This window comes from Pedobacter roseus (genome assembly GCF_014395225.1).
Lineage (GTDB): Bacteria > Bacteroidota > Bacteroidia > Sphingobacteriales > Sphingobacteriaceae > Pedobacter > Pedobacter roseus.
On record NZ_CP060723.1, the window covers coordinates 3,858,929 to 3,878,590 of the forward strand.

Genomic DNA, 19,662 nt, shown 5'->3' on the forward strand with positions numbered 1-19,662 from the left:
TCGTCATTCCCAACTTGATTGGGAATCGTAATGCAAAATGCTTTAAGATTCCCGCCTGCGCGGGAAAGACGACCTCCCTACTGACAATATGCTAGTAGTAATAAAAATTTAACCAATTATAAATTATGAGTAAGCAAAAAAAAACCAGTGTGCTTTTAATAACGCTTGTAGCATCTTTAGGTGGCTTTTTATTCGGCTTTGATATGGCCGTTATATCCGGGGTTTTACCCCTGGTACAAAAGCAATTTGCTTTAAGTGCATCACAGGAAGGATGGTTCGTATCTTCTGCTTTGGTGGGTTGTATTATCGGTGTGGCCTTTTCAGGTGAGCTAAGCGATAGGTTCGGCAGGAAAAAACCATTAATTTTAACCGCTGTACTTTTTGTGGTATCTGCTATGGGCTGTGCATTATTCCCTAACCTCTCTGGTGTTATTGCTTTTCGGGTGCTAGGTGGTATTGGCATTGGTATCGCTTCAAATGTAGTCCCTCTTTACATTTCCGAAATTGCTCCCGCACAGATCAGGGGCAGATTGGTTACTTATTATCAATTTGCACTTACACTTGGCATTTTAGTCGCTTATTTGAGCAATGCGGCATTGTTGAACGGAGTTTCCGCTCAGCATGTTAATGCTTCGGCATTAAACAGCATATTTAACCAGGAAGTTTGGCGGGGTATGCTGGGCATGGGTGTACTGCCGGCAGTTTTGTTTTTGTTTGGTTTATTACTCATTCCAGAAAGCCCGAGGTGGTTGATACAAAAAGGCCGGACAGCAGAAGGCGCTTCAATTATCAGCAGCATTACCGGACAAACATTGCCTGAGATTCATCCGGAACAGTTTACAACAGAAAGCAACAATTCTAAAAGCTCTTATAAAGAATTATTTGCGCCATCCATGCGCAAAGCATTATTAATCGGTATTTTATTACCGCTATTCTCTCAATTTAGTGGTATTAACGCTATTATATATTACGGACCAAGAATACTAGGTAATGCAGGCATCTCATTAAGCAATTCGCTGATCAGTCAGATTATTTTTGGCTTGGCAAATATGATTTTTACCCTGTTTGCCATCTGGAAAGTAGATAGCTGGGGCAGAAGACCACTGTACCTTTATGGCACTGTAGGAGCGGCAGTTTCATTAATCCTTACCGGAATCTGTTTCTATTTTAATGCCACTTCAAGCATTTGGCTTTTAGTATGTGTACTGGCATTTTTAGCCTGTTTTGCCTGTTCAATCGGACCATTAAAATTTGTAGTGGCTTCAGAGATATTTCCTGGTGCCATACGAGGAAGAGCCCTGGCTATTAGCATTATGGTAATGTGGGTGGCCGATACCATTGTTGGCCAGATTACCCCTATTTTACTCAATCAAATTGGCAGTGCAGGTACTTTTTGGTTTTTCGCCTTTTTCTGTATCATCGCGTTTATTGTGGTTTATAAACTCTTGCCCGAAACCAAGGGAAAATCGCTTGAACAAATAGAAAACGACTGGAAAGAGGATAGCGATAAACCAGTATTTTTTCATTAACAAATGAATTTATGGATATGACATCGAACAGAATTAAGGTTGCCATTTTATTGCTGACCACTTTATTTTGCAGTCGGGTAAAAGCACAATCCGACCGCGATTTATTGGCTTATGCAGATCCGCGCATTGGCACGGCACACAGCCGCTGGTTTTATTTTACGCCGGGAGCTGTACCCTTTGGAATGGCCAAACCAGCACCATCAACCAATGGATCGTATGGCAATAAAAGTGGTTGGGAAGCGGTAGGCTACGACCAAAGACATACTTCGATAGAAGGTTTTGCCAATTTTCACGAATTTCAGATCGGAGGAGTAGTTTTTGCCCCATCAGTAGGAAAACTGCAAACATTAGCCGGAAGTTTAGAACAACCTGAAACAGGTTACCGTTCCACTTTCGATCACCAGGATGAAATAGCCATGCCGGGTTATTATTCGGTATTATTGAAAGATTACAAGATTAAGGCCGAACTCACTTCGACCAAAAGAGTTGCTTTTCATCGTTACACCTTTCCAAAATCTAAACAGGCCAATGTCATTTTTGATATCGGACATCAACAGGGCGAGAGTGGCAAAGTAACCGATGCAAAAGTGTACCTCACTCCGGACGGGAAAATTGAAGGATATGTAATTACACAGCCTGTTTATGTTCAGAAATATCAGCCCGGTGCCGACGTAAAAATGTACTTTTCTGTGGTAGCAAGTAAAAAACCCACTGCTTTCGGCACTTTTAGTGGAGAAAACATTTCAAAGGGCAAAAAAAGTATAAGTGGTAAAGGCGCAGGTTTGTACCTCACTTTTTCCACTGAAGAAAAAGAAAGCATTACCTTAAAAGCAGGTCTCTCCTACACTTCAATTGAAAACGCCAGGCTAAATTTAAAGCAGGAAGCAGCTCATCTTTCATTCGACCAGGCCAAAGAACAGGCATTGAATACCTGGGCAAGCTACCTTGGCAGAATCAGGGTGACTTCAGAAAACAAACAAGATTTGACCAAATTTTATACAGGCTTATATCATGCATTATCTGGCCGTGGTTTAGCTAGCGATGTAAATGGCGCTTATCCCAAAAACGATGGAGGAATCGGGAGAATCCCACTCGATAAAAATAATGTACCCTTACATAACCACTATAATACCGACGCGATTTGGGGTGCTTTCTGGAATTTAACCCAGCTTTGGGCCATCGCCTATCCCGAATATTATTCGGATTGGGTTAAAAGTCAGTTATTGGTGTATAAAGATTCGGGCTGGCTGGCAGATGGCATTGCCAATAGCCGCTATGTATCAGGCGTAGGAACAAATTTTGTGAGTTTGGCCATTGCATCGGCCTACAATTCGGGTATTCGTGATTTTGATGTAAAAACGGGCTACGAAGCAGCCCTCAAAAACGAATTGGAATTTAAAAACCGTCCTTTTGGTGCCGGAAAACCTGATTTGGAAAGGTTTTTAAAATATGGCTATGTAAATCACCTGGATCAGGGTACCGGATCAGATGAAAACTGGAAGTTTTCGGCTTCGCACACACTCGAATATGCGTTTAGCTGTTATGCTGTAGGCCAATGGGCAAAATTATTGAATAAAACAGCAGATTATAACCGTTTAACAACGCTTTCAAATGCATGGAAAACCATTTTTGATCCCACTTCCAAGTTCATCAGGCCTAAAGATGAGCAGGGGAAATTCATATCCGATTTTAACCCCAAAGCTGCATGGAGAGGTTTTCAGGAAGGAAATGCCTGGCAGTACACTTTTTATGTTCCTCAAAACCCGATGGGTTTAATATCGGCCATTGGTAAAGACGATTTTAATAAAAGGCTCGACAGTATCTTCACCGTATCCGAAAAAAATAAATTTGGCGGCGGCACCACGATCGATGCTTTTTCTGGGTTGGAGAGCCTGTATAATCATGGCAATCAACCCAATTTACACATTTCGTGGCTGTTCAATTATGCAGGAAAACCATCGCTTACCCAAAAATGGGTGAGAAAAATTTTGGATGATTTTTATGGTACTGAAGGCATACATGGTTACGGATATGGGCAGGATGAAGATCAGGGCCAGCTTGGTGCCTGGTATGTAATGGCATCTATGGGTATTTTTGATGTAAAGGGTTTTAGCGATGCTTCGCCGGAAATCGGGTTATCTGCCCCGCTTTTTAACACCATCAGGATTAAGGGCAATAAACAATATTTTAGCGGAAAGGATTTCGAAATTGAAACCAAAAATAACAACAAGGATAACAGTTATGTGGAGTCATTCTCGCTTAATGGTAATGCACTAAATACTCCTTTTATGAAACTTAAGGATATTCAAAATGGCGGGAAATTGTTGATCCACATGGAGAAAACGCCGAAAGATAAGTATTGATGAGTAAAATAATGGGAATCAGACCATTCCATTTATTCTGTCATTCTCAGAGATTTGTCGTCATTCCCGCGCAGGCGGAAATCTTAAAGCTAACAAAAGGCACAATGCATTAAGATTCCCAATCGACCCGATAGCTATCGGGTTGGGAATGACGATCTCCCGAATTATTTTTCGCTGGTTTATCCATAAAAAAGGGCAATAAACCTATCGTTTATTACCCCATCTTATTATTATATGTGTGTTTATTGTGTAACTCAAAAACCGAATTTCAACCGTACTTTACTTCTTCTTCTCCAGCTCACGAATAGCCGTCCACAATACGCCGGCTTCGCCTCTAAAACTTGAAGAACCTTTTGGTTGATTATCGGGTGTGTACCATTCGTAAAAACCATTATTACTGATTACCCTGGCCAACATCGGATCCAGTGCTTCCTTCGCTTCTGCCAATAAATTATATCTTATAAGCTGGGTAACCATCCTACCCCCAAACCAGGTCCAATCGCCTCCATTTTGGTAAGAATATGGCCCCATTACCTTATTTTGGAAGGTACCTGCCGGATAAACCGGGTAAAGTGTAAGGCCGATAGTTGCTGCATGGGCATCTTTAACATTTTGCTGCATCTTTTGATAAGCTTCCTTTACCTGTTTTTTGGTTAACAGGCCAGCTTCAATAGCAACTGCCGTACCACCATGATAATATACTTTTGATTCGTCAAACGATGCCGGAAAAGGGGAACCATTTAAATAAACATGCGGAATATATTTCTGTGCCTGATCATCCCAAAGATATTTGTTGATATTTTGACGCACATTCTTGTAAATCCCTTTCCATTTACGGGTTTGATCAGTATTTAAATCTCCAACAGCTATAAAATCTTCTATAGCAATTAAAAACATGGCATTATCGTAAATATCAATTGCCCGGTGAGTATTTTCATCTATCACCACTCCCCAGCCCTGTTCTGGTTGTACATCGCCCCAATCGGCAGTGGTTGCTCCCCAGATTAGGCCATATTTCTCATTAAACCGTTCCTTCATCAGAAAATCCATCGCCCTTTCCATCTGGTTTTTAACCGTTAAACCTGCAACTTTATCGTTTAAAATGGTTTTATCCCCTGTAATGCGGATATATTTTGCAATCGCCTGAATTAATGAGGTCTCCTGATCGGTTTCTACCGTATTTTTATGACCAAGAAATCCGGGAACCAGATCAGATTTGTAAAATTTGCCTTCAGTACCTGCTTTTTCTGAAGGAATGTAACCATCCAAAATGGATCCATCAGGCTGCTGAAACTGAAAAAATGTGATCAGGTGTTTTCTGATCTGCGATTTATCGTTCACCTTACAGCTGAGCTCGATAAAGGTATTTAAATCCCTTATCCAAACTTCTCCATAACCATCACCAGCGGTAAAACCTTTTTTGATCAGTTCTTCAGCCATGGTTTTAACCTTGTTCATCACCTCTGGCTGAACATTTTTCTGCTCTTTTGCGGTCAACCCGGTTTCTTGCGCCGAAGATATCCCTCGGGAACCAAGTACGATCAGTGCTGCTAATGCTATATTTTTATTCATGTGGCTTTAACAAATTTATATGTACAAACATATACACATTAATCTAATTTACAAATATTTCTCAATAAATATTTATTCATCCATGGAGATACCTAATCAGGGAGGATAAATTACCTTTTATCCGTAATATATAACTGGCTAAAAGCATTTTAAAGCCATTTTTATTTTAACCATTTTAAATTTTGATCTTAACTTATAGCAAGCTATGTTTGTACATACATAATCAATTTATTTTAAAGAGCGTAGATCAATTATAAGTCCTATCAGATCAATCAAGATGAAAAATTTTAAAGTGTTACTCAAATTTTTATTATCACTAACCCTCCTCACCATAATTTTTCCCGCTTTAAGTATTGCCCAAAGTCATACCGTTTGGAAAATAGGAGAAAAAGACAATAAATCAGATGGTTTTGCACTGGCTCCAGGCAATTATCAACAATTTTTAGCGAACGATTTTGGCTGGGAAGACCGTTATTACCTGATCGGAAAATCGACCCCTGCTATTGATTGGCCTTATGTGTTGCCGGGTACTGCTGATGGCTGGGGAGGCACAGGCCCTACCTCGGGCATCCGTTCGCACCAGTTAAACATCCTTTTTGATTTAAAACCATTTAAGACTACAGAAAAATTTCAGTTGATTACCGATGTTTTGGCGTATAACGGCAGAAAACCGCCCCTATTTAAAGTAACCGTTAATGGAAAAGATTTTAAATTCCGTTTTTCTGAAAATGAAAAAACCAGCGGAATTAACGGAAATACGAATGATATAAAGGCAGAACCTTACAAAATCGACATTCCGCCAGGTTTGCTTCATGCAGGAGGTAATACGGTAACATTTACCATACTGGAAGGTTCGTGGCTGGTGTTTGATGATGTTAGGCTGGAAGGACCGGCAGAAATCCATGCTTTAGCATCGAAGGATTTATATATCAGGAATGTAAAAGCGGCAGATTACACCCTCTCCAAAAATGGAAAGAAGGTACAGCCATTGCTGGTAGATATTGAACATTTAGCCAATCACCCCACAGTTTCCATAAAAATTAATGGAAAAAATGTATTAAGCAGCCAGATCGATACCGGCCGATATATATTGGAAGCGCCAATGCCTATAGCTAAAAAACGGGAGAAGGCCACCTGGCAGGTCATATCGGATGGAAAAACGATTGCAGCGGGAGCGGTATTGGTTTCTGATCAACCCTTAAAAACCAGCGCTGGTTATGCCGATACCAAAATTGGTACTGCACACTCCAGGTGGATGATTGCCCCTGGTCCATGGATGCCTTTTAGTATGGTTAAGCTAAGTCCCGACAACCAGAATCCAGGCTGGATGGCCGGCTATGATCCAACGATAGAAAGTATAGGTACTTTTAGCCATATTCACGAATGGACCATGGCTGGTTTAGGAATGATGCCGGTAAATGGTGAAATTAAATACCAGATCGGATCACAGGAGAAGCAAAATGATGGTTACCGGTCAAACATTGATAAAAACAGTGAGGAAGCTCCTATCGGCTATTATAAGGTGATGCTCAAAAAATATGGTATCAAAGCAGAACTGACCTCGACAACCAGGTGCGGCTTTCAACGTTATACTTTCCCCAGATCAAAAGATGGAAGGGTAATGATCGACCTAAAGGTGCCTGCAGAATACGATTATAAGATTAAAGGCTTTCAGATCACCAAGGTGGATAAGCGCCGGATTGAAGGTTACAGCGTACAACAGACTGCAAATGCATGGTCTGGCGGAGTAGATCAGGATTATACGATTAATTTTGTCATCGAATTTGACAAGGACATCAAAAAAATTGGTGGGTGGATTAATGGTAAAGCTCAATCAGGAAGCAGCATAAGAGGTGCAGCTGTTGATAATGCCGGCATGTATGCAGAATTTGACACGAAAGAAAATAATGTGCTACAGGCCCGCTCGGGCATATCGTTAGTGAGTATCGAAGGTGCCGCCCGTAACCTTAAGGAAGAAGTAGAACAGCCTTTCGGCTGGAAATTTGATGCGGTACGCGCTGCGAATATCAGTACCTGGAATAAGTTGATGGATAGAGTGGCTATTTCTTCAGACGATAGCCGTGAGAAAACAAGGTTTTACAATAACATGTACCGTGCATTGTGTAGCCGAAATACCTGGAGCGATACGGATGGCTCCTGGATTGATGCAACCGAGCAAAAAAGAAAATTTGCCAATGTTGAAGATGTGGCTTTGGGCTGCGATGCCTTTTGGAATACCTTCTGGAATTTAAACCAGTTCTGGAACCTGGTTACGCCCGAATGGTCATCCAAATGGGTTAAATCGCAACTGGCCATGTACGATGCAAATGGATACCTGGCAAAAGGGCCTGCCGGAATGGAATATATCCCGGTGATGGTCGCCGAGCACGAAATCCCGCTTATAGTTGGTGCTTACCAAATGGGAATCCGCGATTATGATGCCCAAAAAGCTTTTTCGGCTGTGTACAAAATGCAGACCCAACCGGCCGCAGCAGTTGGTAAAGGACGGGCAGGAAATGAAGATTTATTGCCTTACCTGGAGCATAAATATGTGCCTTATGATAAGGGGCGGTTTAGCAATAGTTTAGAATATAGTTATGATGACTGGACCGTAAGTCAGTTTGCAAAAGCGTTAGGAAAAAATAAGGAATATAAAGAATTTGCAGATAGGGGCAATTGGTGGAAAAATGTAATTGATACTGCCTCTGGTTTTGCCCGCATGAAAAAATCAGACGGAACCTGGTTTCCAAATTTTGATCCTTTTAAATCAGGTGCAAACGAACATTATGTAGAAGGAAACGCCTGGCAGCTTACTTTTTTTGTCCCGCAGGATATTCGCGGACTTGCCAATATCATCGGAAAGAAAAAATTTACCGACAGACTGGAATGGGGTTTTAATGAGAGTTATAAATGGCGTTTTAATGCTCCAAATGATGCCTACTGGGATTATCCGATTATGCAGGGCAACCAGCAATCGATGCATTTTGCGTTTCTTTTCAATTTTGTACAAAAGCCATGGCTCACCCAAAAATGGAGCAGGGCGATTATCGACAGGTATTATGGTTTTGACATTGCCAATGCCTATTTAGGCGATGAAGATCAGGGACAGATGAGCGCCTGGTTTATGATGGCATCTTTGGGTCTGTTTCAAACCGATGGCGGTTGCAGCACCGATCCGCAATACGAAATCGGAAGTCCTTTATTCAGCAAAGTGGTAATTGATCTTGGTAATCAATATGGCAGGGAGAAATCGTTTACCATCGAGGCCAAAAACACCTCAAGGGTGAATAAATATATCCAAAGTGCAACGCTTAACGGTAAAGTGCTAAATAGTTTTTCTTTTTCCAGTTCCGAATTATTAAAAGGTGGTAACCTGATGTTGATTATGGGCAATAAACCAAATTATAGCTGGGGCATTAATTAGTAAGTTTTTTCAGCAGATTTTTCGTGGTGTCAGATGTTACCCATCTGACACTATTTCTTAACAGGTAAGTTTTTTATCGGAACTGAGAGTTATCACGCCATAGCTACCACCATTTTGGTTGACCACCTAAGTCACCTTCGCACAGCTGAGCGAACTTTGTAATTTTGGATGGTTATTTTTGTTGTTATCGTGAATACAGTCAATAGATGTATCATCATTTCGACCGCAGTGGAGAAATCTTTGAACCTGGTTTAAGCCCCTCCCCTTTTAAAAAATCTCTCCATTTCACTTCGCTTCAGTAGAGATGACGATTCATTAAACCTAACCCGTGCATTTGAAATAGGCAAAATCTTCCGTGTTTTCAGTGCCTCCATGGCTAAAATTATTGTCGTTATCCATTTCTGCTTCAGTCGATAAACCGTTACTAAAAAATATTTTAAAATAATTCATTTTCCTTGTAGGCAATTTGTATAAGTAAAACGCTCTTAACTATAAAACCTGACGGACGGAACTCCTGAAGGCGGCAAACAATTAACCAAATACTTATTCAAAATTATTCATAATGAATATGAAAAAATCTCTACAGCTCACATGCTTATTGCTTTATGCATCAGCAGGCCTGTATGCGGCTACTCCAGCAGATCATTTTAACCGGACTTCTTTCCATTCAGTTTATCAGGATGCGATTAAAGGAACGGTAAAAGACGAAACCGGTAATCCGGTACCTGGTGTTACCATTACGATAAAAGGCGCGCAAGGTGGAACACAGACAAACACTTCAGGACAATATAGCATTGCGGCCAAAGCCGACGATGTTTTGGTATTCTCTTTTATCGGTTACCAGAGCAAAGAAGTTACAGTAGGCACGCAAAGCACGCTTGATGTTACATTAACCCCTGACTCTAAAAACCTGGAAACCGTAGTGGTTACGGCATTAGGTATAAAACGTTCAGAAAAGTCGTTAACTTACACTACCCAACAGGTATCGGGCGAGGAGCTTAATAAAGTTAAAAGTCCAAACCTTGTAAATTCTTTAAATGGTAAAGTTGCAGGTATGACCATTAGTCCAAGTTCTTCGGGAGTTGGTGGCTCGGCCAAGGTAATTTTAAGAGGTAGCCGTTCAGTAAGCGGTAATAACCAGCCTTTATATGTTATTGACGGGGTTCCTATCAGCAATAACGGTAATGCCAACGCACAACAGAACAGTGTTTTTGGTGGTGGCCAGGACGGTGGTGATGGAATATCTAACCTAAACCCTGACGATATTGAAAGCTTAACTGTGTTGGAAGGCGCATCTGCTGCCGCGCTATACGGTAGCCAGGCACAGAATGGGGTAATCTTAATCACGACTAAACAAGGCAAAGCCGGTAAAACACAAATCGGTTTTTCATCGAGTTTAACTTTTGATAAAATTGCTTACAAACCCGAATTCCAAAACAGTTATGGCCCTGCATCTGCTACAACCAGAGACAGCTGGGGAGGTCCTATCAGCAACACTACTGATAACCTTGACCAGTTTTTTCAAACCGGGACAAACGCTACCAATTCGATCAATTTTTCTGGCGGTTCGGAAATTGCCCAAACCTATTTTTCTTATGCCAATACTTATGCAAGTGGTATACAGGAAGGCAACAAGCTAAACAGACATAACATTAACCTGCGCGAAACAGCCAAGTTTTTAAATAACAAACTAACGGTTGATGGAAATGTAAGTTACATCAATCAACGTATAAATAACAGTCCATCAATTGGATTATACAATAACCCTTTGGTAGGCCTATATCTTTTTCCAAGGGGAGTTGATATCACACCTTATAAGGACAATTATCTGCTTGCAGGCAATGTGGGTACTGCCCGCCAGAACTGGCTTGGTGGTTCTGCAGATGTTAACCAGAACCCATGGTTTTTAACCAACCTTAATCCAAATACAGCCATCAGAAACCGTTATTTATTAAGTGGAAATGTGAAATATGAGTTTACTCCATGGTTAAACTTACAGATCAGGGGAAATATAGACCGTACTACTGATGATTTTGAAAACAGACGTTATTCGGGTATAAACGGAAACTTTAACTCAAATGGAAGAGGATATCTGTCTCAGAACACCCAAACTTTTATTCAGAAATATGCTGATGCGATCTTAAATGTTACCGTACCATTGAAAGGATCTGACTTTAAGATTAACGGATTAATTGGTAGTAGCATTAACGATCAGAAAACCTCAGGATTATCTTTAGCAGGTGATCTGAGTGCGGTTGATTTATTCACACCGAATAATACCATTGTGGCCAATGCAGGCACCTATACCTCAGATGTTTTGAATACCACTAAAGCGAGTGATGCTTTCCACAGCCAGTTACAGGCGGTATTTGCAAACGCGAATTTATCATATAAGGATTGGGCATTTTTAACATTAACAGGCAGAAACGACTGGTCTTCAAACCTGTCATTTACACCAAATGTTTCTTATTTCTATCCATCAGTAGGCTTATCATTTATTGTATCGCAAATGGTGAAATTGCCAGAGGCGATTACTTATGCCAAAATAAGAGGTACTTATGCTGAAGTGGGTAACACGGTGCCAGCTTATTTAACTTTTATCCAGAATACTTTGGGTAACGGTGGCGCACTTACCATTAATACCAACAGGGCATTTGCAGAGTTAAAACCAGAAAGAACAAAATCTTTCGAGATTGGTACAGATATGCGTTTTCTGGCCAACCGTTTAAATTTTAGCTTTACCTATTACAAAACAAACACCAAAAACCAGTACATTCCGGTTAAACCAGCACCATCAGGACTTGTTGCAACAGGTTACTTAAATGCAGGTGATGTTCAAAATCAGGGTATACAGTTTACTTTAGGCGCTGATGTGTTAAAAGGCGATGGCCTTAACTGGAACACGGCAATCAACGGATCGATGAACAGAAACAAAATTATTGATGTTGCTGCTTCACAAGGTTTAAATTCGATCGATTTAACAGGTGGAGGTAACAATGCTTATATCTCACGTATAGCCGCAGGTGGATCTTATGGTGATATTTACGGTTATACTTTACAAAGAGATGCAAACGGCCGCATCATTTTAACTGGTGACGGATCGACTGCAAACCCTTACTTTCCTGTTAAAAGTGCAGATTATAGTCTGATTGCAAATGCAAACCCTAAATTTCAGTTGGGCTGGAACAACAGTTTCAATTATAAAGATTTCAGCTTAAGCTTCCTGGTAGATGGTAAATTTGGAGGTAAGGTACTTTCACTTACTGAAGCATTGATGGATCAGGCTGGTGCTTCAAAAGCATCGGGTGATGCAAGGGCACAAGGCGGTGTTAAAATTGATGGTGTAGATGCCAGCGGAAAAGCAGTTTCAGCTACCATTAACCCACAAAGCTATTATTCTTTCTTAGGTGATAGAAACGGTGTAACTGGCGAATATGTGTATAGCGCTACCGTAGTTCGCTTGCGCGAAGCTTCAATAGGTTATAATTTACCATTAAAAGGAACATTTAAAAGTATGCGCCTTTCGTTAATTGGTAGAAACCTGTTCTACTTCTACAAAAAAGCACCTTACGATCCAGAGGTTACCATGTCTACCGGTAATGGTTTATCTGGTATAGATGTTTTTAACCAACCGGTTACCAGAAGTTTTGGTTTTAACCTTAATGTTTTATTTTAATACGAACAAACATGAAATCGATATATCATTCATCTCAACATAAAATTAAAGGTTTGTCTTTAGTTTTACTTTTAGCCGTTGCAGGCCTGAACCAGGGCTGTAAAAAGAACTTTGAAAGTTTTAATACCAACGATAATTTACCGACTACCGAGCAGAGTTTAGCTTTATTGAAATCAGCCATCGGCCCTATCCAACAGAATATATTTTCTAACTACCAAATTGCACAGAATTTGAGTTCTGATGCTTTTAGCGGTTACATGATGGCTCCAACACCATTCGGCGGTGGTATAAACAACATGAACTACTCGCTTAATAATGGCTGGAACGAAACTGGTTTTAATGATCAGTACACCAATGTAATGGCACCAATTTCTAAGATTGCCATATCACCATTAAAAACAACTGCACCAGAATCGTGGGGTATCTCACTTTTAGTACAGGTAATTGCAATGGATAGGGTAACTGATAAATTTGGTCCGATTCCTTATACTCAGGCAGGTAAATCATTGATTTCGCAAGCTTACGATGACCAAAAAACGGTTTATACCGAATTTTTTAAACAGATTGATACAGCAGCCAACAACTTGCAGGCTTTTATCGCGGCAAATCCTGGTAAAAAAGCTTATTTCGAAACCGGCGATCTGGTTTATGGTGGAGATGTTGCAAAATGGCTTAAACTTGCCAATTCGCTAAGGTTACGTTTGGCCATGCGTATTGTTAAAGTTGATCCGGCTACGGCAAAGTTACAGGCAGAAAAAGCAATGGCAGCAGCAGGTGGATTAATGACTACACCAAGTGATAATGCGGCTGTTGCACAGTCGGGTAACAGAAACAACGACCTTTGGAATGTAACTGTAAATTACGACGGTGATAACGCTATGGGCGCAGCGCTACAATCGTACATGGTTGGTTACAAAGATCCGCGTTTATCAATATATTGTACGCCAGCTACCGATCCTTTGTTTTCAGGACAATATGTAGGGATCAGATCAGGAGCCAATACTTCTTTTAATGGTTTGGGCAAAGCGGGTTACAAAACCTACTCGAGTTTAAATTCATCTATACCTGACAATTCAAGGTCACCTATCGGACAGAAAGCACCACAGATATTGATGACGGCTGCTGAAGTTTGGTTTTTAAAAGCTGAAGCCGCATTACGTGGCTGGACAGGTGCAGGCGATGCACAGACCAATTATGAAACCGGTATAACTACATCAATGCAACAATGGAATGCAACTATTGGCAGCTATCTGGCGGATGCTGTAAACAAACCAACTGCTTATGTAGATCCGAAAAACCCGGCTAACAATGCAGATGCAGTAAGTACCATTACCATTAAATGGGATGGAGCGGCTTCTAACGAAGTGAAATTAGAGCGCATTATTACACAGAAATGGTTAGCTATTTTCCCTGACGGAGCTGAGGCCTGGGCCGATTTCCGCAGAACAGGTTATCCAAAACTATTTACAGTAGCCAACAACAATAGCGGTGGTACAATCAACACCCAATTACAGATTCGCAGATTGCCATATCCAACAGCAGAATACGGCAACGGAAACAAAGATGAGGTACGTAAAGCAGTAACCTTGCTTGGCGGACCAGATAACGGCGGCACCAGATTATGGTGGGACGTTAACAAAGCAAATTTCTAACACACAAATACCAGGTAGGATGACGAAAGTTGTCCTACCTTTTTTTTTAAAAAATTTCTAACCAAAATTTTAAACCTATGAGAAAACCACTCGTTTCCGGCAAACCGCCGTTAACAGCCTTTCCCTTATCTTATACTCGCAAAAATCCAGTCTCGAAAAGAGACTAATAACCATATTTCTAAAACTTTGATTGATCTTTTTAGCTAATGGCATAAAATGTAAATAGCTAATTAATAAATAAAATCTGTTTGTAGCGATTGCAAGCCTAATACCAATTTCTAACCAATTTAAATCAAAAAATTATGACAACTACCAAATTGTTAACATGCAAAAATGCCGCCTTATCTGTGGCCTTATTTTTAACCGTTGCTATAAGCGGCTGTAAGAAAAAAGACATTGCCCAGGACGAAACCTTAACTGGCCCGGCTAAAAAAGAAGCTACAAATTCTACTTCAGCTATTGGGGTAACTGGTCCAAAGGGTGTATGTTATGTAGAAGTAAACAACGCAGATATCCGTAATGTTGGAAAATACAAGCTTTCTACCGGGCAACAGCTGTTCGACATCGCCATTATTTTCGCTGCCAACATCAATTACAATACTTCAACCCAAAAAGCCGAATTATTCTTCAATACAAATGTTTCTAATGTTTTAACCAATAAAACAACCTATATCAAACCTTTGCAAGATAAAGGAATAAAGGTTTTACTTTCTATTTTGGGTAATCATCAGGGCGCTGGTTTTTGTAATTTCACCTCACAAGCCTCGGCCCAGGCATTCGCCCAGCAATTGGCAAATGCCGTTAACACTTATGGCCTTGATGGTATAGATTTCGATGATGAATATGCAGAATATGGCAATAACGGTACCGGACAGCCAAACGCAAGTTCATTTGTTTACCTTGTAACGGCATTGAGGCAACTATTGCCAAATAAAATTATTTCGTTTTATTTTTATGGCCCGGCAGCTTCAAGATTATCTTACAATGGTGTTACCGTTGGCTCAAAAGTAAATTATAGCTGGAATGCCATCTACGGTAGTTATTCGGTACCAAATGTGCCAGGCCTGGCTAAAGCAAATCTTGGCCCTGCTGCAGTTGATATCCAGGCTACAAGTTCGTCAACAGCTGCATCTCTCGCTACGCAAACGGTTAACAATAGTTATGGAATTTACCTGTACTATAATTTACCAAATTCGGATGTACATACTTATTTATCAAGTATATCAAGCAATTTATATGGCGGTAAAACCACCGTATACACGCCTTAGTGCTATATTTTATACCGAATAATCCCTAATCGCTGCAAACATTTTTAAGTAGGACGACGAGAGTTGTCCTGCTTTTTTTTTACACAGTTTCGCTGCTAAACCTTGTCACATGGACATTATATCGATTTAGCCATTTGCTTACTAACATACCATTTCTATCTTTGTAACTGTTATCTTTGAACGGATACGGGTATAGGTTAATCAACCATGATTTTGATTGGTTAAAATAACAGCACCCTGTTCGTTTTTGTCCCCTTTTTGGAGTAGGATGTATTAATACACCCACAGACACTATTTGAAGGTAGAATATAATTTTTAATTTTAAACGCTTAATTTTACCCGAATGGATATCTTATCATACCTTTTAGAACTCTTGCAGCAACGCAAAGAAGTTGGTATTACCGGCTTGGGCACCTTTTATAAAAAGAAATACCCGGGAAGATACGATAAGGAAAAACAAACGTTTTTACCTCCGGGATATACCCTTCAGTTTTCCGGCGATTTGACCGAAGAGAAGGCTCTTGTAGATTTTATTGCCGCTAAAAGGAATATCTCTAACGAGAGCGCCAATTATTACATCTCGCAGTTTGTTGAAGAGGTAAATCAAAAACTGGAACTGAATCACGAGATCGAATTAGAAAATACCGGCCGCTTATTTTTTACCGAGCAGGGACTGGATTTTGAACCGATAAAGAACATCAATTACGGTTCTGAATTTTATGGTTTGCCTTCCTTACCAGAAACTGTAACTGAAGAAATAAAAGCAGATTTACCAAAAGAAGAGGAAGATGTGTACGATGAAATTGCCGAGGCACCTGTTGCACCATCTCCTTTCGAAAATAAATCTTACCATCATCCTGTAATTGAAAATGTAGAACTGGATGAAGTTAGGGATGATCTTAAAAATACTTTACAACATTCAGAAAATCCTGTAGAAGAAATTACCGAAGCTCCTGAATTTATAAAGGAGCAGCATGAGGAACACCCAAACCGTTTTGGCCATAAACCAGAATCGGAAGTAGAAAATATTGCTGCCGAGCATCAGGCTGTTGAAGCTAGTCAACCTGATGAAAATGAGCATGTAGAAGATATAGCAGAAATACCAGTTGCCAGTCCGGTTGAAGAAACTAATGAAGTTGAGGTTCCTCAATCGATAGTGGAACAGCATGAAGAAAATCCAAACCGTTTTGGCCACACTCCAGAAGCCGAAGCAGAAAAAATTGCTGAAGAACCTGTTGAAACAACAATTCCTGAACCGGTTTTACCACAACAGGAATATTCGAGCCGTTTTTCATTAAGACCAGAAACGGAAGAGCCAAAAACTTATATTCATTTAGAAGACGAAGCTAAAGCAGAAGAACCGGTAATTGAAGCGCCTGAATTTATTAAAGAGCAGCATGCCGAGCATCCTAACCGTTTTGGTCATGATCCGATTATTCATGATCAGGAACCGCCACAGGGCATGTCTACCTGGTTAAAGGTTACCATCATTGTTTTGGTTTTGGTGATTATTGCAGCCATTACTTATTTAGTTAAACCTGAGTTATTTACCGGACAAAGTGCACCCGAAAAGACAACTCCTGCCCTTATCGATTCTCCAAAAGTTACCATTGATTCGGCCAAAATAAAACAGGATTCAATCGCCAAAACCGATAGTATTTTAAAAGCCAATCAGGTTCAGAAAAAAGCAGACACAGTTAAAAAAGCCGTTGTTAAAACAGCCGAGAAAGCGGTAGTTGAAACACCAGTTGAAAAAGCAAAAGAAAATAAAATTGTACCAAACACAGGTCCTTCTACGTTTTATGTTATTGCAGCATCTTTCCAATCAGAAAAAAAGGCGCTTGTTTTTATCAAGCAAATGGAAAAAATTGGTTTAAAGGCCGAAATTGCATCAGTACCCGGCCGATTAAAAAAAGTGAGTATAGCTAGCTTCAGCACTGAAAAAGAAGCTAAAGAACAAAAAGATATTTTAGAGAAAAAACTTAAAGGAAAAGGGTATTTCGTACAACAAAAACACAACACACAACCATAATGATAACTTTATTAATTCAGGACACCACACAAGCATTACAAGACACCGCAAATGCGGTTAACCAAGCACTAACACAACCACAGCCACAACTACGCTTTATCGACCTTCTTTTTAAAGGCGGTTGGGTAATGATTCCATTGGCTTTTCTTGCTTTTTTAGCCTTGTTTATTTTTGTTGAACGCTATTTAACCATCAAAAAAGCCACTAAAGATGAATCGAACCTTATGGGGCAGATCAGGTCTTATATCCAATCTGGAAATTTAGACGGTGCCATGTCGTTATTACGAAACAACAACTCTCCACTTTCGCGCATGTTGCAAAAAGGCTTAAAACGCATTGGCCGCCCGATTAAAGATATTGAAGGTGCGATCGAAAATGTAGGTAAACTTGAAGTTTCTAAATTAGAAAAGAACATTAGCATATTGGGTATTGTAGCCGGTATTGCACCAATGCTTGGTTTCGTAGGAACAATTGTGGGGGTAATTACTATCTTCCACCAGGTATCAATTAAGGGTGCTATTGAGATTGGCACCATTTCTGGCGGTTTATATACCAAAATGATTACTTCAGCAACCGGATTGATTATCGGTATTATCGCTTACGTACTATATCACATTTTAAACATCATGGTTGAAAAAATCATCCTTAAAATGGAAACTGATGCAATTGATTTTATTGATTTACTAGAAGAACCAGGCAAATAATGAATTTACGCAAGAGAACAAAAGGATCGGTAGAAGTACATACTTCAGCGTTGAACGATATTATGTTCTTCCTGATGCTGTTCTTTTTATTGGCCTCAGCTGTGGTAAATCCTACGGTAGTTAAATTACTGTTGCCACAATCATCAAGCGGACAACAATCGACCGCCAAAAAAGCCGTTACCGTTACCATAGACGAAAACTTAAAATATTTCGTTGAAAAGAAACCGGTTAGCATAGAAGAATTAGAGCCTACATTGGCATCGTACCAAAAACTGGCACCCGATATGACGATTCTTTTATATGTATCGCGTAACGTAACTTATCAGGATGGATTTGTGGTAAATGATATTGCCAATAAATTAAAATTAAAACTTGTTGTAGCCGTTGAGCCTAAAAAATAATGAACTACAAAGCACAAAACGTACCTAACGAGGAAAACAATTATCCTAAAGCCATTGCAATAGCAAGCGGTATTATGGGCTTTTTGTTGTTGATCAGTTTTTTTATTGTGATTGGTTCATTCCAGCCGCCTGAAGAAGTAGGTATGGGCGGTATGGTGGTAAATTATGGAACTTCGGCTGAAGGTATGGGCGATGATTATACCAGTATTGAAGAACCTTCAGCAGATCCGAATGCTAACGGCAAACCACCTGAAAAAGTAACACCTGAAGAAAAGGTTACCCCAACCACCTCTACCGAAAGTAGCGACAAGGAAGTGCAGACACAAAATACGGAGGATGCCATTGCGGTAAATACCAAACCTACAAAACCGACTAAGGCAGCACCAACTCCTGTAACGGAAGATAAGCCTGCTAAACCGGTGATCAACCAAAATGCACTTTACAAAGGCAAAAAAAATACCGGCCAGGGTCAGGGTGATGGAACAGGAAATAAACCGGGAAACCAGGGTGATAAAGATGGCGATCCATTAGCTTCCAATTATGGAGAAGGTGGATCGGGAAATGGTAATGTACAATTATCATTGGCCAGCAGAAAATTTATAGATATTCCAAGAATTCAGGATGATGGACAGAGCGCAGGTAAAATTGCCGTTCAGATCCGTGTAGATAAAAATGGAAAAGTTGTTCAGGCCCGTGCAGGTGCAAAAGGTACCACTTTATCTGATTTAGCCCTCTGGAGAAAATGCGAACAGGCCGTGTTAGGATCTAGTTTAAACAAACTCGAATCAGCTCCTGATGTACAAACCGGGATCGTGATGTTCAACTTTAAAGTGAAATAAAATTTTAAGATATTATATAAAAACCCAGGGTCTGTATCATCACAGACCTTTTTTTGTAAATATAAATATTTCCCTTGCCGTGGTCTGTATCCTCACAGAAAACCACCTAACTTTTGAAATACCCCCTCCCCACATACAAAATTTCAAAACTTCGGAAGTCAATCCCATTTGAACTTCATAAGCCAATCCCTTATATTTGACA

12 protein-coding genes are annotated in these 19,662 nt (G+C 40.2%); 10 read left to right on the top strand and 2 right to left on the bottom strand.

Annotated elements, in window-relative coordinates:
* The first annotated feature begins 125 nt into the window (after positions 1 to 125).
* Together H9L23_RS15820 and H9L23_RS15825 are read left to right on the top strand one after the other, a co-directional pair.
* Positions 126 to 1,529 (top strand): sugar porter family MFS transporter, encoded by a 1,404-nt coding sequence (locus H9L23_RS15820; RefSeq protein WP_187591323.1) that lies wholly within the window; start codon positions 126 to 128, stop codon positions 1,527 to 1,529.
* A 17-nt stretch (positions 1,530 to 1,546) separates the two neighbouring features.
* The gene (locus tag H9L23_RS15825; protein WP_187591324.1) at positions 1,547 to 3,892 is read left to right on the top strand and encodes a GH92 family glycosyl hydrolase; all 2,346 of its coding nucleotides are present in this window, start codon (positions 1,547 to 1,549) and stop codon (positions 3,890 to 3,892) included.
* A 279-nt stretch (positions 3,893 to 4,171) separates the two neighbouring features.
* Here the strand turns inward: H9L23_RS15825 and H9L23_RS15830 are convergent, their stop codons facing one another.
* Complete coding sequence (locus H9L23_RS15830; RefSeq protein ID WP_187591325.1) at positions 4,172 to 5,464, bottom strand: glucosidase family protein; 1,293 nt, start codon at positions 5,462 to 5,464, stop codon at positions 4,172 to 4,174.
* Between the two features lie 277 nt (positions 5,465 to 5,741).
* On the opposite strand from H9L23_RS15830, the gene H9L23_RS15835 reads away from it, so the two are divergent.
* Positions 5,742 to 8,888 (top strand): GH92 family glycosyl hydrolase, encoded by a 3,147-nt coding sequence (locus tag H9L23_RS15835; RefSeq protein ID WP_187591326.1) that lies wholly within the window; start codon positions 5,742 to 5,744, stop codon positions 8,886 to 8,888.
* Positions 8,889 to 9,209: 321 nt separating this feature from the next.
* On the opposite strand, the gene H9L23_RS26900 is transcribed toward H9L23_RS15835, so the two are convergent.
* Positions 9,210 to 9,338 carry a hypothetical protein gene (locus H9L23_RS26900; RefSeq protein WP_262892370.1) on the bottom strand — a complete coding sequence of 43 codons (129 nt, stop codon included), beginning with the start codon at positions 9,336 to 9,338 and terminating at the stop codon, positions 9,210 to 9,212.
* 118 nt (positions 9,339 to 9,456) lie between these two features.
* Here H9L23_RS26900 and H9L23_RS15840 point away from each other — a divergent pair, with 118 nt between their 5' ends.
* From H9L23_RS15840 to H9L23_RS15870, 7 genes are all read left to right on the top strand, one after another.
* Complete coding sequence (locus H9L23_RS15840) at positions 9,457 to 12,564, top strand: SusC/RagA family TonB-linked outer membrane protein (RefSeq protein ID WP_187591327.1); 3,108 nt, start codon at positions 9,457 to 9,459, stop codon at positions 12,562 to 12,564.
* A gap of 11 nt (positions 12,565 to 12,575) precedes the next feature.
* Positions 12,576 to 14,216 carry a SusD/RagB family nutrient-binding outer membrane lipoprotein gene (locus H9L23_RS15845; RefSeq protein WP_187591328.1) on the top strand — a complete coding sequence of 547 codons (1,641 nt, stop codon included), beginning with the start codon at positions 12,576 to 12,578 and terminating at the stop codon, positions 14,214 to 14,216.
* 302 nt (positions 14,217 to 14,518) lie between these two features.
* On the top strand, positions 14,519 to 15,484 hold the full coding sequence (locus H9L23_RS15850; protein ID WP_187591329.1) for an endo-beta-N-acetylglucosaminidase H: 966 nt from the start codon (positions 14,519 to 14,521) through the stop codon (positions 15,482 to 15,484).
* A 343-nt stretch (positions 15,485 to 15,827) separates the two neighbouring features.
* The gene (locus H9L23_RS15855; RefSeq protein ID WP_187591330.1) at positions 15,828 to 17,516 is read left to right on the top strand and encodes an HU domain-containing protein; all 1,689 of its coding nucleotides are present in this window, start codon (positions 15,828 to 15,830) and stop codon (positions 17,514 to 17,516) included.
* A complete protein-coding gene (locus H9L23_RS15860; RefSeq protein WP_187591331.1) occupies positions 17,516 to 18,220 on the top strand; it encodes a MotA/TolQ/ExbB proton channel family protein in 705 nt (234 codons plus the stop codon). The genes H9L23_RS15855 and H9L23_RS15860 overlap by 1 nt, the downstream gene beginning before the upstream one ends.
* Positions 18,220 to 18,621 (top strand): ExbD/TolR family protein, encoded by a 402-nt coding sequence (locus tag H9L23_RS15865; RefSeq protein WP_025144642.1) that lies wholly within the window; start codon positions 18,220 to 18,222, stop codon positions 18,619 to 18,621. The genes H9L23_RS15860 and H9L23_RS15865 overlap by 1 nt, the downstream gene beginning before the upstream one ends.
* Entirely contained in the window at positions 18,621 to 19,460 is an 840-nt protein-coding gene (locus tag H9L23_RS15870; RefSeq protein WP_187591332.1) for an energy transducer TonB, read from the top strand. Before H9L23_RS15865 ends, H9L23_RS15870 begins: the two co-directional genes overlap by 1 nt.
* The last annotated feature ends 202 nt before the right edge of the window (positions 19,461 to 19,662 follow it).

What these genes read in the sequence shown, in the direction of transcription:
- H9L23_RS15820 (WP_187591323.1), top strand. Translation starts at nt 126, where the DNA reads ATGAGTAAGCAAAAAAAAACCAGTGTGCTTTTAATAACGCTTGTAGCA.
- H9L23_RS15835 (WP_187591326.1), top strand. Translation starts at nt 5,742, where the DNA reads ATGAAAAATTTTAAAGTGTTACTCAAATTTTTATTATCACTAACCCTC.
- H9L23_RS15845 (WP_187591328.1), top strand. Translation starts at nt 12,576, where the DNA reads ATGAAATCGATATATCATTCATCTCAACATAAAATTAAAGGTTTGTCT.
- H9L23_RS15860 (WP_187591331.1), top strand. Translation starts at nt 17,516, where the DNA reads ATGATAACTTTATTAATTCAGGACACCACACAAGCATTACAAGACACC.
- H9L23_RS15870 (WP_187591332.1), top strand. Translation starts at nt 18,621, where the DNA reads ATGAACTACAAAGCACAAAACGTACCTAACGAGGAAAACAATTATCCT.
- H9L23_RS15850 (WP_187591329.1), top strand. Translation starts at nt 14,519, where the DNA reads ATGACAACTACCAAATTGTTAACATGCAAAAATGCCGCCTTATCTGTG.
- H9L23_RS15825 (WP_187591324.1), top strand. Translation starts at nt 1,547, where the DNA reads ATGACATCGAACAGAATTAAGGTTGCCATTTTATTGCTGACCACTTTA.
- H9L23_RS15830 (WP_187591325.1), bottom strand. Translation starts at nt 5,464, where the DNA reads ATGAATAAAAATATAGCATTAGCAGCACTGATCGTACTTGGTTCCCGA.
- H9L23_RS26900 (WP_262892370.1), bottom strand. Translation starts at nt 9,338, where the DNA reads ATGAATTATTTTAAAATATTTTTTAGTAACGGTTTATCGACTGAAGCA.
- H9L23_RS15865 (WP_025144642.1), top strand. Translation starts at nt 18,220, where the DNA reads ATGAATTTACGCAAGAGAACAAAAGGATCGGTAGAAGTACATACTTCA.
- H9L23_RS15840 (WP_187591327.1), top strand. Translation starts at nt 9,457, where the DNA reads ATGAAAAAATCTCTACAGCTCACATGCTTATTGCTTTATGCATCAGCA.
- H9L23_RS15855 (WP_187591330.1), top strand. Translation starts at nt 15,828, where the DNA reads ATGGATATCTTATCATACCTTTTAGAACTCTTGCAGCAACGCAAAGAA.